General features: G+C 37.9%; 10 protein-coding genes. 1 reads left to right on the top strand and 9 read right to left on the bottom strand.

Annotated elements, in window-relative coordinates; translation table 11 throughout:
* Positions 1-69 precede the first annotated feature (69 nt).
* From eno to mngA, 8 genes are all read right to left on the bottom strand, one after another.
* Entirely contained in the window at positions 70-1,368 is a 1,299-nt protein-coding gene (eno, locus tag H592_RS0102140) for a phosphopyruvate hydratase (RefSeq protein WP_028867294.1), read from the bottom strand.
* A gap of 121 nt (positions 1,369-1,489) precedes the next feature.
* Positions 1,490-3,127 (bottom strand): CTP synthase, encoded by a 1,638-nt coding sequence (locus H592_RS0102135; protein ID WP_028867293.1) that lies wholly within the window; start codon positions 3,125-3,127, stop codon positions 1,490-1,492.
* Positions 3,128-3,499: 372 nt separating this feature from the next.
* Positions 3,500-5,095, bottom strand: coding sequence for a TerD family protein (locus tag H592_RS0102130; protein ID WP_028867292.1), 1,596 nt, complete (start codon positions 5,093-5,095; stop codon positions 3,500-3,502).
* 347 nt (positions 5,096-5,442) lie between these two features.
* On the bottom strand, positions 5,443-6,264 hold the full coding sequence (gene mazG / locus H592_RS0102125; protein WP_028867291.1) for a nucleoside triphosphate pyrophosphohydrolase: 822 nt from the start codon (positions 6,262-6,264) through the stop codon (positions 5,443-5,445).
* Positions 6,265-6,666: 402 nt separating this feature from the next.
* A complete protein-coding gene (manA, locus tag H592_RS0102120) occupies positions 6,667-7,866 on the bottom strand; it encodes a mannose-6-phosphate isomerase, class I (RefSeq protein ID WP_028867290.1) in 1,200 nt (399 codons plus the stop codon).
* Between the two features lie 80 nt (positions 7,867-7,946).
* Positions 7,947-9,098, bottom strand: coding sequence for a glycerate kinase (locus H592_RS0102115; RefSeq protein WP_028867289.1), 1,152 nt, complete (start codon positions 9,096-9,098; stop codon positions 7,947-7,949).
* 108 nt (positions 9,099-9,206) lie between these two features.
* Entirely contained in the window at positions 9,207-11,852 is a 2,646-nt protein-coding gene (gene mngB, locus H592_RS0102110) for a mannosylglycerate hydrolase (protein ID WP_028867288.1), read from the bottom strand.
* Positions 11,853-11,959: 107 nt separating this feature from the next.
* Complete coding sequence (gene mngA, locus H592_RS0102105; RefSeq protein WP_028867287.1) at positions 11,960-13,894, bottom strand: PTS 2-O-a-mannosyl-D-glycerate transporter subunit IIABC; 1,935 nt, start codon at positions 13,892-13,894, stop codon at positions 11,960-11,962.
* A 316-nt stretch (positions 13,895-14,210) separates the two neighbouring features.
* Between mngA and H592_RS0102100 the strand changes: the two genes are divergently transcribed.
* Positions 14,211-14,924, top strand: coding sequence for a GntR family transcriptional regulator (locus tag H592_RS0102100; RefSeq protein WP_028867286.1), 714 nt, complete (start codon positions 14,211-14,213; stop codon positions 14,922-14,924).
* Positions 14,925-15,155: 231 nt separating this feature from the next.
* On the opposite strand, the gene H592_RS0102095 is transcribed toward H592_RS0102100, so the two are convergent.
* Positions 15,156-15,815 carry an NAD(P)H-dependent oxidoreductase gene (locus H592_RS0102095; protein WP_028867285.1) on the bottom strand — a complete coding sequence of 220 codons (660 nt, stop codon included), beginning with the start codon at positions 15,813-15,815 and terminating at the stop codon, positions 15,156-15,158.
* Positions 15,816-15,981 lie beyond the last annotated feature (166 nt).

The following is a 15,981-nucleotide window of genomic DNA, read 5'->3' as shown; positions in this document are numbered from 1 at the left end:
CCCCAACCTAAGTTGAGGACTTATAAATCAAAGTAGAATATTAGCCTTAACCGAAGTTAAGCAATAATATTACTGACCTTTAACTTCTTTAAGACCGTTGTACGGTGCTTTATCACCTAAAGCTTCTTCGATACGTAGAAGTTGGTTGTATTTAGCAACACGATCAGAACGGCTCAATGAACCAGTTTTGATTTGGCCTGCAGCAGTACCAACAGCTAGGTCAGCGATAGTTGCATCTTCAGTTTCACCTGAACGGTGAGAGATAACAACTGTGAAACCTGCATCTTTAGCCATTTTGATTGCAGCTAGAGTTTCAGTTAAAGAACCGATTTGGTTGAATTTGATTAAGATTGAGTTAGCAATACCGTTGTCGATACCACGCTTAAGAATCTTAGTGTTTGTTACAAATAGATCGTCACCAACTAATTGGATTTTATCACCCATTAGTTTAGTTTGGTGTGCGAAACCATCCCAGTCAGACTCGTCAAGACCATCTTCGATAGAAACGATTGGGTATTTTTGAGTAAGATCTTGTAAGAAGAAGTTAAATTCTTCTGAAGTGAATTTTTTACCTTCACCTTTAAGGTCGTAGATGTTTGCTTCTTTGTCGTAGAACTCAGATGCAGCACAATCCATCGCTAAAGTGATGTCTTTACCTAATACGTAACCAGCATTTGCAACTGCTTTTTCGATTGCAGCAAGTGCTGCTTCGTTAGACTCAAGGTTAGGAGCAAAACCACCTTCATCACCAACAGCTGTTGAGTGACCGTCAGCTTTAAGTACTTTAGCAAGGCTATGGAATACTTCAGCACCCATACGTAAACCTTCACGGAAGTTAGGAGCGCCAACTGGTTGGATCATAAATTCTTGAATATCTACAGAGTTATCAGCGTGCTCGCCACCATTGATGATGTTCATCATTGGAAGAGGCATAGAGTAAACACCAGAAGTACCGTTTAAGTCAGCAATGTGAGCGTATAGAGGCACTTTCTTAGAGATTGCAGCAGCTTTAGCAGCAGCTAGAGAAACAGCTAGGATAGCGTTTGCGCCGAATTTAGCTTTGTTTTCAGTTCCATCTAGGTCGATCATGATTTGGTCAAGCTCAGCTTGTGCTAGTGCATCTTTACCAGCTAGTGCTTCAGCGATTGGACCATTTACAGCAGCAACAGCTTTAAGTACGCCTTTACCTAAGTAACGAGCTTTATCGCCGTCACGTAATTCAAGAGCTTCACGAGAACCAGTAGATGCACCAGATGGCGCAGCAGCCATACCGATAGAACCATCTGCTAAATGAACTTCAGCTTCTACCGTTGGGTTACCACGTGAATCCATGATTTCACGACCAAGTACTTTAACTATGTTTGACATGATTATTCCTTTGTTTAAGTAAAAATAAAATTTTAAATTTTTTTAAAACAAGCTGCTATTACATCGAGCAGCTTTTATTGTGTAATTTTTTAACAAACTAATGCGATCGGGTCAACAAAAACTATAAAAAACGACCTTGTTGATGATCTATCGCAGCTTTTATAAATCCTTTGAATAACGGATGTCCATCACGTGGTGTTGAGGTGAATTCCGGGTGGAATTGCGCAGCAACAAACCAAGGATGATCTGGGTTTTCAATTATTTCGACTAGTTTTTTGTCTTCTGATAAACCAGTAATTTTTAAGCCTGCTTTTTTGATCGCTGGTAATAAATTATTGTTAACTTCATAACGATGACGATGACGTTCAAAAATCTCTTTGCTACCGTACATTTCTAATACTTTAGACTTGTCTGCTAAGTGACATTTTTGCGAGCCTACACGCATCGTACCACCTAAGTCAGAGTCTTCAGTACGTTGTTCGACTTCACCTGACTTATCAATCCATTCAGTAATTAAACCAACAACAGGATATTTAGTTTCAGCATTAAATTCTGTTGAATGTGCATCTTTAAGGCCTGCAACATTACGTGCGTATTCGATAAGTGCAACTTGCATACCTAAACAAATACCTAAATACGGAATTTTATTTTCACGAGCATACTGCGCGGCTAAGATTTTACCTTCAACACCACGCTCACCAAACCCACCAGGGATTAAGATCGCATCGATACCTTCTAATACGCCTAAACCTTTAATTTCTACATCTTGTGAATCAATATATTTGATTTTTACTGTTGCAGCATTTTTTAAGCCGCCATGTTTTAAGGCTTCGTTAACCGATTTGTATGCATCTGGTAACTCAGTGTATTTACCGACCATACCGATAACAACTTCACTGGTTGTATTTGCTTCTTCAGAAACAACTTTTGCCCACTCACTTAAATCAGCTTCAGGACACTCTAAACCAAAACGTTCAACACAGATTTGATCTAAACCCTGTTGTTTTAACAATGCTGGAATTTTGTAAATTGAGTCTACATCGCGTAATGAAATAACTGACTTTTCTTGCACATTACAGAACAACGCAATCTTAGCGCGCTCATTTGCAGGGAAGCTCACTTCACTACGACAAATAAGAATGTCAGGTTGAATACCTAAACTACGTAATTCTTTTACAGAATGCTGCGTTGGTTTAGTTTTAACTTCGCCTGCTGTTTTTAAGTAAGGTAATAATGTTAAATGCATAAACATAGCATTAGCTTGACCTACTTTTAACGCTAGTTGACGAATCGCTTCAATGAAAGGTTGTGATTCAATATCACCAACCGTTCCACCTAGCTCAACAATAGCGATATCATGCCCTTCACCACCAGCAATAACACGTGCTTGAATTTCGTTAGTAATATGAGGAATAACCTGAATTGTTGCACCAAGGTAATCACCACGACGCTCTTTTGCCAATACGTCAGAATAGATACGACCGGTTGTAAAGTTATTACGTTTAGTCATTTTGGTACGAATAAAGCGTTCGTAATGGCCTAAATCGAGATCCGTTTCAGCACCGTCATCGGTAACAAATACTTCACCATGCTGAGTTGGACTCATTGTTCCAGGGTCAACATTAATATATGGGTCAAGTTTTAGAATAGTCACGTCTAAACCACGTGCTTCTAAAATTGCGGCAAGAGAGCCTGCTGCAATACCTTTACCTAGTGATGAAACAACACCACCAGTTACGAAAATATATTTTGTCGTCATAGTAACCCTAAGAATTAAAGAGTAGAAAGAAGCCGGTATTCCACATAAAAATAATCACACAGCAAAAATCATCAACTTAGCTAAGTTAAGTGATGTTTATACGTTATGTGACATTGTTATCAAAAATGAAGAATATTGAACATTTAGATGGGATGACATTATAGCAAGCGCACTTATTTTCGACAATCTTTTCTCTGCATTTACTCATAATATTTATTTTGCCTGTAAAAACAAGGTTTAACTGCTCTCTTCCTAACAATGAAAGCAGCAATAAACGTAACATAGTGTTTAAGAAATGATGTTGCGCCAGCAAAAGTACACCTTTATAAATTATGCAAATATAGAATGCTTAGCAATGCTAGCTATTATAACTTAATAAGTTGAATTTTTAAGGCTAGAAAAGTCATAAAAAATATTACCTTCTCTATTAATAGCGGTATGTCCAAGTCCTTTATCGCACAGGCTATCTAACATTTCAGTCGCGCGTTCAATATTAACTCGACAATGAGTTGCGATGTCAAAAGGTGTGAGCTGATAGTTATTTGCTTTGATCATGTTGAGTACTAAACGTTCAAAGCGTTCATCTTGAATTGTTTTTAATGACTTAGATGCATGTTGGAAACAAAACCAACCTAGCCCACCTAACAAACAGGCAAGCGGTAAAAATAAAATTCGGCTAAAAGTTAATAAAACCAGTAATGCGGCAATCCCCATCAATAAATAAGATAAAGACTGTAGTTTTTTATATTTATCCACGGCGGTTTTATTCTCAACTTCAAAGGAAGCGATCTCTTGTTGTAACGTGTTCGATGCTACGCTAGCTTTAGGTGCTACATAACGTAACTTAGGTGGTGAGAACTGATAACGCTGACCTATTTTATCTAGCCCACCTGAAAATCCTTGGCCTACGGCACGAATCGACCAACCTTGTTGATGACGATAGAAGTTCAGCAGCACCATCGTATTATAATTTTTATCAGTGGTTTCGCAGACATACTTCGCCATCTTTTGGTCGGTATAAGTATTGCTTACGCTCAGCTCAATAAAATCAGCACTATTAATGCGCTTACTCGTGGCACGCCGAGTCACTAAAATTTGAATTTTAGTGACATCCTGAGGCAGTTTATCTAAATTAATAGATACTTCTGCATCGCTCAGTTTTACTCCTTCACCACGTAATATTGTATTTTCATGATATAAAAAGTCTTTAATATTATTCACTTTATTATCACGATTAATAGCAACTACGTTAAGAGCTAAATCATCGATTTTAGGCACAACATTAAGCTTACAAGTGATCGCGGTGCAATGTGTAAAGTGTTCACTAAGCGATAAATTCTGACCTTTTTGTAATTCCACATTATCAAGTAAATTGCTCGCAGATAAAGGAACGTCACTTTCTGCATCACTTTCTTGATGCGATGGTATTGAAGTGGCTTGCGGGCTTTCAGGCGCAACCGGTGTCATAAAACTAACCCCTAGTTGGGTTAAAGTAGTCAAATAACTTGTCTTTAAAGGCAGCGCTTTATAGCCTAGCTTCCAGGTATTGTTATGTTTATAAAACTCAAAAAACAACACGCTTTTATGTGTATCGTCAAACGCTTCAACATCCATTTTTGCCAACCTGCCAAGCGATAAGTCATTAACTCTAATTTGAAAGTGGCTCATTTGCTTTAAAGAATAACGACTGTTTTCGGGTAAAAAGCCATAAAAAGCAATACGATCAATTTTTGCATCAAGTTGTGGGAATTGAACAGTAAAATGCCGACCTGATTTATCTTGACTCACCGCTTTGGGGAGTGGCCATTGATTAGGGGCTATATTTTTTTCAGCGAGTATTTTCCCATCGCTAAAAGGCACAGCATAAATCGCTAAATTTAAATCACTTTTAAGGCTGCGCCATGCGAAATCAATTTCAACACACCCAATTTTTTCAATTAAGATATTTTGGCCAACTATTAATGTCATAAATCACTACTTTCAATGAATAAAAAGGTACTTAACGGTACTTATGCGGTACTTAAAGATTGCTATCAAAACGAATCAGACGATATTATTAATAAATAAAAAACCTAGCATCATCAATATCAAGTTAACGATTAAGTTCACCATCTTGCTCGAACCCATAACCATGCAACAATTTTACTATTAATGATATAGGGTTAAAATTTAACTTTTAAACACTTTATCAACTGGATCTTCACCCTGCTGTTATGACAAGGTCTATCAGTTAAGTTAAGCAGAGCTGAGTCATTACTTTAATAACGCATTAAATCCGCCCCACAAAATAAAAAGCGAAAAATATTTCACTGGGATTAACGTTTAGTTTTTAGTTTTTTAATGTCATTCCATATCGCATCTAGTTCGTTCAAAGTACAATCCCCCATCTCTTTACCTAATGATTTTACATGTTGCTCAACTAAACGAAAACGAGATGAAAACTTCTGATTTGCTTGATTTAAAACCTGTTCTGGGTTCGCTTTTAAATGACGAACGAGATTAACGTTAGCAAATAATAAATCACCTAACTCATCGACAATACGCGCTTTTTGCTGTTCATGTGTTAAATCAGTTCGTTTAACTTCAACTAATACTTCATCTATCTCTTCATGTATTTTAGCAATCACAGGTTCTATTTCAGCCCAATCAAATCCGACACTAGCAGCTCGTTTTTGAATTTTATAAGCGCGTGTGAGTGACGGTAACGCTAATGGGATATTATCTAAAATACTTTCTTCAGCATTTAATGATTTAGCTTTTTTTAAGCGCTCTTTTTCTTTTTCAGCTTCCCAATTGGCGTTGATTTCAGCATCGCTGGTAAACTCAGTGGTCGAGAATACATGCGGATGGCGTCGAATCAGTTTTTCGTTTAAAACGGCTAAAATATCATCAAACTCAAACAAACCTTGCTCTTTTGCAAGCTGAGCATAAAAAACTACCTGAAATAACAGATCTCCAAGCTCACCTTTTAAATCATCAAAATCTTTATTGGCAATCGCATCGGCGACTTCATAGGCTTCTTCAATGGTATGTGGCACCACACTATCAAAGGTTTGCTTGAGATCCCATGGACAGCCTGTTTCAGGGGTACGTAATTGCTGCATGATGGATAATAATTGCGATAAATTTGCTGACATAATGATTCCCAAAGCAATGATAATTAAAAACTTAGGTTCAAATAGTAAATGCTCAGGTCGGCTTATGCAAAGCTTTAATCAATACACAGAAAGATGAGAAAAAAGAGTTCAAATTAATAGAGGTATAAAGTGAGTGGCTGTATTTATAGATATATTTGCGGGCAGTATTTATGAATAAAAAAGCCGTTTATTTTATAAAGTGTGAATGAAGAGTCAATAGGCTTATTTTATCATTGCAGATACAATTGAAAGCAGGAATGTAAAGCGCGACGGCCAACAAATCAATTTAATGACTTAAACCCGCTTTATTTTTTATGCCCATTACCAATCAATATGCATTATTTTTGCACCTTGAATGGTAATGGCTAGATAGAAAATCAATCACACTTTACTAGTTGAATATTAGTTAAATGCGCGTGCCACACGGCCACTTGAAGTTAACTGGTATTGTTTTGTGTAGGCAGGAATAAATACTGATTGCCCTTTGTTAATCACAACCGTTTCGCCACTTTCATGAGTTAGGGTGACATCATTGTCTAGGGCTAATAATATTTCAGCACTATCAACTGTTAACGATAAATCTGTAATAGATTCAAACAATGCAAATTTAAAATCTTCAACTGGGATTGCGTAATACTCGCCCCCCTCTTTTAATTCAGGAGTGAATTGTAATGAATCAAAAGGGATAGCATCGAATTTAGTACATGCCACAAGCTCTTCAACATCCATATACTTTGGTGTTAATCCGGCTCGTAATACATTGTCAGAATTTGCCATGATTTCAAGACCCGTGCCTTTCAAATAAGCATGTGGTGTACATGCATATAAGAACATAGCCTCACCAGGTTGTAGCGTGATCACATTCAGCATTAATGGGGTGAATAAACCAATATCGCCGGGGTGTTGAAGTGATAGTTCCAAAATAAGCGCAAATAATGGGTCTTCTTTATTTTCATTGGCATATTCAAGCAGTTCATTGACAGCACATTCTTTTACTTCACCTTTTAAAGAAAGTAACGCAGAAAAAAATGTTTCTAATCCTGCAGAATCTAAAGAAGAAGAAAACGCATCAACAAGGTCACCAATTGCTGCCACATTGATTTTTTTAAATAATTCGATAGTCTGTTCGAACTCACGAAAGCCATTCATTGCTTGATAAGGTGTTAATGCATAAACCAATTCAGGTTTATGGTTTGGATCTTTATAATTACGATTACCAGCGTTACGCGGAATACCCGCCGCTTCTTCTTTTGCAAAACCAGCTTCTGCTTGCGCTTTACTTGGGTGAACTTGCACCGATAACGCTTCGCCTGCAGCTAATACTTTAAATAAATAAGGTAGCTCGGCAAATTGGGCATTAGTTTTAGGTGTTAAAATAGCATCTTTGTCTTGTGCTATAAAATCTGATAAAAGCTGTGTATTACCATTGTTGATAATTTTAGAGCAACCATTAGCATGTGCACCCATCCAGATTTCTGCTTGGGGCTTGTTTTCTGGGTTGTTAATGCCTAATAGTTTACTAATAGAAGTACGGCTTCCCCATATATAATCTTGGATCACGTTTTCCATGGGGAAAAAGCAAGGTGAAAGTACTTGAGTCATGATGCGCCCTTATTAATTCATTTTAGTTTTATAAGTAGTATTTTAAAAATAGTTATTTAAAAGTCGTTATTTAAAAATAGCTATTTAATAGAAAGTTTATTTCCCATCGCTAATGTTGCCGCTACGTTTCTTGCGGTACGCGTTAAGTTTTTGTTTGCTTCATCTAATACTTGCGGTAGCGATTGTGGTGATCTCACCGTACCAAAAATACTGCCCATCGAGTCATACAAAGCATCAACTTCAGTGCCTAGAGAACCCGCAATAGCAATCACAGGTATACCGCGTTGTACTGCGCGTTGAGCGATACCATAGGGTGTTTTACCGTTCAACGTTTGATTGTCCATCATGCCCTCACCGGAAATGACTAAATCAGCACCTTGAAGTAATTCATCGACATTCAAGATATCCAATACCATATCAATACCGGCTTTTATTTGAATATTAAACGCTAATGACAAACCTAAAGGTGCACCACCGGCCGCGCCAAAACCAACACTTTGTTGGTGATTAATATGCGTTGTTTTTTCTGCGATGTCGGCAAAGTGACTTAAGGCATTATCAAGTAACTCAACCATCTCTGCAGTGGCACCTTTTTGTGGACCAAAAATAGCACTAGCACCGTTTTCACCTGTTAATGGATTAGATACATCACAGGCAACAATAAACTCAACATTGGCACAACGTTTATCAAGATCGGTTAAATCAATACTCGCTAGGTTAGCTAATGCAGCGCCACCAACAGGTAATTCACTACCCTGTGCATCTAATAATTTACCACCTAATGCTTGCAATATTCCTGCGCCACCATCATTGGTTGCGCTTCCCCCTAAACCAATCAAGATTTTTTGCACACCAAGGTCTAACGCTTGTAATATTGATTGGCCAGTACCAAAGCTGGTCGCTATCAATGGATCACGTTGTTCTGGTGTTATCAAATCAAGGCCGGAAGCCGCTGCAATTTCAATTAATGCGGTTTTACTTTGGCCATCATCCAGCAAGGCCCAAACGGCGTTAACAGCACCTTTAATTGGGCCGCGCACAGTTTGGTTTTGTCTTTGACCATTCAGCGCATCAACTAATACATCAACGGTTCCTTCACCGCCATCCGCAAGTGGGATTTTAATGTATTCACTATCGGGGAAAACTTCTGAAAACCCATTTTCTATACAGGTTGCTACGTCAGCAGCAGAAAGTGATTCTTTGAATGAATCAGGGGCAATAACAATTTTCATCATTTCACCTACAAACCCCTCTGGCGAGGGGTTCTAATTATAGTTAACTAAAAGATAGTTTATATCAAGGGAGCTAATCTACTTATTAAGTTTATTGCCCCTTTTTGATTAAAACTTAACGCGGAACGTTTTAGCCTGACATGGACCTAAAGCACCAAAGTCTTGCGATTGTTGAGCGACTACGCCCGGTTTTGGCGTTTCATCCATTAAGGTTTCTAACCATTCAGTTACCGGTGTTGTAAATTCAATATCACCTTGAACTGTTTCTGTTTCTGAAGGGTTATAAACACGGATAATTAACGCATCTTCATCTTCAGCTTTTTTCAGAACACTTAACACTAAACCATTTTTCTCTGCGCTACATAAGCTATAAGTTAATGGAATGTTTTTCTCGCCCACATTTAATTTCATCGCATTAAATGGAATTTTGTTGTAACACTGTATTGGTGTGACGTTATCACGTGCTTCAGCCATTACATTAGCAGTAATATGATCACCAGCAAACCCAAACAAGGTGAATTCGCAAACAATTTTACCACGTACTTGCGAATCAGGAGCTGGGATCTTGATACCAGATGGACGACCAGGGCGAAGTAATAAATTCTCTTTACCCAACACACCGATACCACGGAATAAGGTCAGTGCAAATGTATCACGCTGTTCAGTTTCATTAGCAATGACTTCAAATTCACGTAAACCATTGGTCATCACAGCCATTCCAGCTTGACCATTCTCAAGCGCAGCAAAGTTCATTAATTGGTAAACAGGTACTGGTGCTTCTTTCCACTTCTCTGCTTCCCAAACTTGCATTGCAGGGTCATCGGTAGTACGAGTGATCAGACCAAATTGGTTATCAGCCACAACTGTATCGGTTACAAATGGTGTTGGGATAAGCACACGTACACGGTGATCATCAGCTTGGTTATCTAATTCCATGCGAACTTCGATGCGACGGGTATCTTGTTTTAATACAACCTGACAGACCACATCAACATAACCATCTTGGTTGCTACGTTGTTCACGTGACTCAAGGTTGGTAGGCACATTCATACGGAATTTAATATGCGCAACAGATTGTAATGCTTGATGCTCTACATTGGTTTCAACATCAAAGTCATTTGAATATAACAACCACTCTTTACGTGAAGGAGAGTAATCGTATTCATCGCCATCATCAGAGCCATCTTCAAGGCGTAATACCTGCTCAAATGTTTGTTCTGTTTCTTTATCGAAGACAGCCAACGTACCGTCATTGTTCACAGTAATTTTGTAGAAGCTGTTTTCTAATACATTTTGCTCATTTTGTGGAGCAACTTGTAGCGCGCCTTTTTCATTAGCTTGGACATGTAATGTAGTGAAACCCATCGCCGGTAGGTTAACTTTCAATTGAATATTGAATTCCATGAACGGGTCATAGTTACCGTAATGTACAATTTGACGGTCAATTTTACCTGGGTCAATTTCTTGCTGATCTTCAATAAAGTATTCAACGTCATTACCGGCATCATCAAAGATTTTAAATTCTTGAGCACGAATCGTAATCATTGTATTAACAACTTCTTCACGTGCATAAGGCGATAAGTTGAATAATGCTAATTTATCACAGCCCTCTTTTTCTGGCATATGATCGACGATTTTACGTTTATAGAAATTAATCAGGTTAGTGGCCATATCGTCAGCAAGAATATAACGATTTAAGATTTCAGCGTGAACCTTATCGCTACAACAACAACCGATAGAATCATGCGCATGGTTTTTCATGCTTTCTTTCCACATTTTTTCAATTAAACCATGGTGATAATCAAAACCAAGTTTGAATGCAATTGAAGCAAGTGGCTCTAGAATGTTAACAATTTTGTTTTCAACTTCAGCGTGAATAAGCTTAATATCCATACGAGTAGAAGAAATTGTGCGGTGAATACGCATGTATTTACCATCGTTAAATTCACCTTTAATGGTATCTAATTGATCACGTTTAGCTTCAATTTTTTCGAATACATCTTCGAAACGGCTCATCAAGAATTCACGGTCAGGATATGCTTCACGTAAGATGTCCATCACTTCAAAGATATTTTTTTGAATAGGCATTTGATCATGGCCATTAGGTAATAGGATATCTTTGGTCACAGACGCGTTTTCTAATACTTTTAAGTAAGTATCTAAACGTGTTGTTAATGCATCTTTATCTTCAGGTAAGTATTTACCAATTGCATAACCTAAAGGAAGTACTTGCGCAGTGACTTCACTACCGTCATTTGACTGCCATAAGAATTCAGTTTTGTTCGTGCCGTGACGTTCAGAACAACCACGCCAGAACATGGTGCGGTCAATACCAAAGCCGTTGTAGATCATTGGTAATTGAGAACTCATTGAGAAAGAATCTGGTAGATAACCAATTTTCATCGGCTCGCCTAATGCTAAACAATCACGCATGCCATATAGCATATTACGTACAATTGATTCACCAGAAACCTGCATCGTATCGGTTTGTGAGTACCAAGGACCTACAATTAATTTACCAGCTTGAACCAATGCTTTAACACGCTCTTTACCACCTGGGATAACAGCGAAATAATCTTCTAATAATGCAGTTTGTCCATCAAGTACGTAGTATTTGTAATCAGGATCTGTTTCCAGACGTCCCATGATTTCTTCCATGTTGTTCACTAATAAAATACGAGATTCTTCCGTAGTGAAATACCATTCACGATCCCAGTGCATGTGTGGAGTAATGTGTACGCGAGATGTAGTCATAATTTTATACCTTAAGATAAGTGGTTAATGGATAGAATAACCAGCTACTTTGAGAAAATTGCAAAAAGGCATAGTGAGCCCCCCCACTATGCCAATCATTGTTTTTATTAGTTAGTTGCAGTCATGCCCGCTAATTTTTCTTTTTTAGCGTGATGTGCTCTCCAAGTAATTAACATTGCTGTAGAGATAACCGTACCAACCAATGCAGCACCGAACCAGATACCTGCAGCCATAAAGCTACCGATGCCAGCGTCATGCAATAAGAAGATTGAGAAGATACCAGCTCCCGGTGTTGAAAGGCCAATACCCGCACCACCAACAATTGCACCTGTAACCATAGAGCCTACAAGGAATGAGCCGATAACACGTATTGGATCTTCAATCGCCATAGGAATCGCACCTTCGGTAATACCTGCTAGGCCTAACAACCAGGTTGATTTACCTACTTCAATTTCAAACTCTTTAAATAAACGAGGTGCAATCATAGTAGAGAAAGTAACAGTAAAGGCGGAAACCATTTTAACTGAACCAAATATTGCGTAAGGTCCATAAACACCATTTGCCATCGCACCTAAACAGAATGCATAAGCCGCTTTGTTAACCGGACCACCTAAGTCGAAAGATACAAAAATACCGATAATTGCACCTAGTAACAATGTGTTGCTACCCGAGAGGCTGTTTAGCCAATCAGTCAATCCTTGGTTTAGGAAAGCAACAGGTTTACCAACAACAAATAACATCAAGCTACCGACAACAACCGTACCAATAACAGGGTAAAGGTAGAAAGTTAAAAAACCGTTGAATGCAGGGCTTAAACGAACGTTTTCTTTTACCCAACGCATGACATAACCGGCTAATAGACCACCAACAACACCACCTAGGAAACCAGAACCGATTAAGTTAGCCGCAAGACCCGCAGCAAAACCAGGACCTAATGCGGGTTTATCAGCAATAGAGTAAGCCGTATAAGCTGCTAATACCGGTACCATCAAGGTGCCTAACATACCGCCACCTAATTTACGGTACATCCATAGCCATGAACCATCTGTTCCGTACAGTTCTTGTAGGTCGAAAATTTGAGCAATCAATACGGCAATAGCCAATACTGAACCACCGGCAACGATTAATGGAACAGCAAATGAAATACCACTCAATAAAGCACGTTTCAATTCTGTTTTAAGCGGTAACCTTTTAGGTTTATCTTCAGTCTGTGCAACACGCTCTGCGCCCTTTCCGTTTTTAGCCGCCTCTAAGGCTTCATTAAGAATGCGCTCTGCATGTTTGATAGGCTCAGCCACTGCTGTTTCAACACGTGGGATACCATCAAATCGTTCAATATCTTTAATAGATACTTCAGTGGCAAAAACACAGGCAACTGCTTCATTTAATTGTGCAGCAGTTAAACGGTCTTCAATGCCGTTTGCACCTTGTTTTTCAACATAGACATTAATGCCTAATTTCTTACCTGCTTTTTCTAAATATTCAGCAGCCATATAAGTATGTGCAATGCCTGCAGGGCAAGCTGTCACACAAACAACGGTTGGTTTGCTTGAATCTAATTCAACTTGTTCCTTAGCGGCTTTTTTACCGTCTAATAAAGCAAGCACTTGCTCAGGAGTAGTCGCATTAAGTACAGCTTCACGAATGTCATCATCCACTAAAGTGGTTGTTAATTCAGTCAACACTTGCATATGTGTCGAACCAGCTTCAGCATTAGGGATCGCAAGTAAGAAGATTAAATTAACATCTTCGTCTTCATCTTCATCAATACCTTTCCACTTTAAATCTTGCTTCAAAGTAGCAACGGCAAAGCTTGCTTCTTTTACTGCATCAGATTTACCGTGCGGTACAGCAAGTCCTTCACCTAAAGCGGTAGGCCCTTGTTCTTCTCGCGCAAATACTGCCGCTAAAAATTCTTCTTTGTTATGTAGTTTACCTTGCTGATCTAACTTTTCAGTTAGTGCATGAATAGCATCATCGCGACTAGCAAACGTAGTTTGCAATGTCATCAAAGATGCATTCGTTAATGTTGTCATTTTCATAATCTTTGTCCTATTTCCACAAGTCCCACAAATAAAATCGGTTACACTTCAACGAAACGAATTGCAATACCTATTTGATACAAATTGCGTGATTTAGATCACCCAAAGCAATATTTGTATTGTAATTTGTATTAAAAATCTCTAATTAGCTCAAAAATACGACTCAGATCGCACAAAAAGTATCTAAAAAATAAATTACAGGCAATCAAAAAACGAAGGGGTAAATTTGTATTACTTTTAAATATTTGTATTAAAAGCTATTTATCAGTACTCTGTAAATATTAATAAATTGATTCATACCTACTAAGAGGATCACATGGCTAAACTACCAAGATATCGTCAAATAGCCGATATTATACGTACCAAAATAGATACAGGGGAGTGTAAAGTAGGAGAAGCGTTACCCACTGAAGCTGAATTAGTTGAAGAATTTGCAGCTAGTCGAGTCACTGTTAGACAAGCTTTAAAGCTCTTGATTGAAAATGGTGAGCTTGAGAGTGTGCAAGGTAGCGGGACTTACGTTAAAGAAAAAAAAGTTAATTATGATATCTACCAACAATCTAGTTTTGATGAAAAATGGGCGCATTTAAATTTAGCCACTCACAGCGATGTACTTACTTTTGAAGTAATGAAACCTAGCTTAGCTCTGGCAGATAATCTTAATATCACAGAGCAAGACCGTGTTTATTATGTCAAACGCGTACGTTATATCGAAAATAATCCGATCACTGTAGAAGAAACTTGGATGCCACTAGCGCTTTTTCCAGATTTAACCTACGAAGTAATGCGCAAGTCCAAATATGAATATATCGAAAAACAGAAAGGACTAGTGATTGATCGCAGTGAACAAGAGATCATACCGATATTGCCATCAAGAGACATTGCGACGTTATTGGGTATTGACCCCAATCAACCTATTATTGAAAAACGAACACGCAGCTTTTTACAAGATAATACGGTATTTGAATATAGCATTAACTTTTTCAAAACCACCGATTACAAATTTACCTTGATTTCAAAACGCCATTAATGATTAGGTTGCAGGTTTTTTAAGTTATTACTTGCAGCTAATCGCAGGTGTTATATGCCTGACAGCACTCAACTATTATTGCTTTATCACTTGATTTCAAGAATAAATAAATTCATAAATAAGCTAGTTAAACAACTAGCTTATTTTTCTACATATTACCTTTCAACAAATATTGATTTAGTACTCTATAGATTTAGCACTCTATGGATTTAGTGCTCTAGGAATTGAAGATTATAAAACCGTAAATACATCATCCATAGGCAGGCGAGCTTTTGGAAGACCGTGGTTATAATCTTTGTCACCTAAATGATACCCCATTGCTAGAGCAACGTGACATACATAACCATCTAGTTCCTCTTTAAATACTTCACCGATTAACTCAGGATCTACCCCTTCCATTGGTGTCGAGTCTATGCCTAAACGAGTAAGTGTATGTAATGCATTACCAAAAGCGATATATGTTTGTGCTTTTGACCAATGACCATTAAAGCCTGCTTCGTCTGTATTTAAATCAACAAAACCAAAACCGCCCTTCATCATGTTTTCTTCCATTTCAGCAGGCAAATGGCCTGAAGACACTTCGACATCGAGCACTTTTTGGTAATCAGCTTTAGTATAGTTTGGATTGTGAGCAAACAAAATAGTATGTGAAGCTTCTTTTGCATGATGTTGATTAAATTGAAATTTATTAGCAAAAGTATCATGTAAACGTTGTTTCGCTTGATCACTTTCAATCACGATAAATTTCCAAGGTTGTGAGTTAATAGAAGAAGCTGATAAGCGCATTGCTTCTTTGATTATTTCCATATCCTCTGCTGAAATACGTTTAGTTGCATCATACATTTTAGCTGTGTAACGATTGTTAAGATCTGTAATAATTTGATGAGCCATGATTTTTCCAAATATAAATTAATAATAAAGAGTGTTACCGATGACAGTCATCTTAGAGATAAGGGAGTTTAAGAAAAAGAGATAATAGATCCAATCATTGTGGATCAATACATCCATAATGATTGGATCTATTATTTAGCTGTCTTTCCGCACCTGTTTTAAGCGA

It is taken from the genome of Psychromonas arctica DSM 14288 (genome assembly GCF_000482725.1).
GTDB lineage: Bacteria > Pseudomonadota > Gammaproteobacteria > Enterobacterales > Psychromonadaceae > Psychromonas > Psychromonas arctica.
Note: the sequence above shows the minus strand (reverse complement) of the source record. Positions and strands in the feature narration are given on the sequence as shown.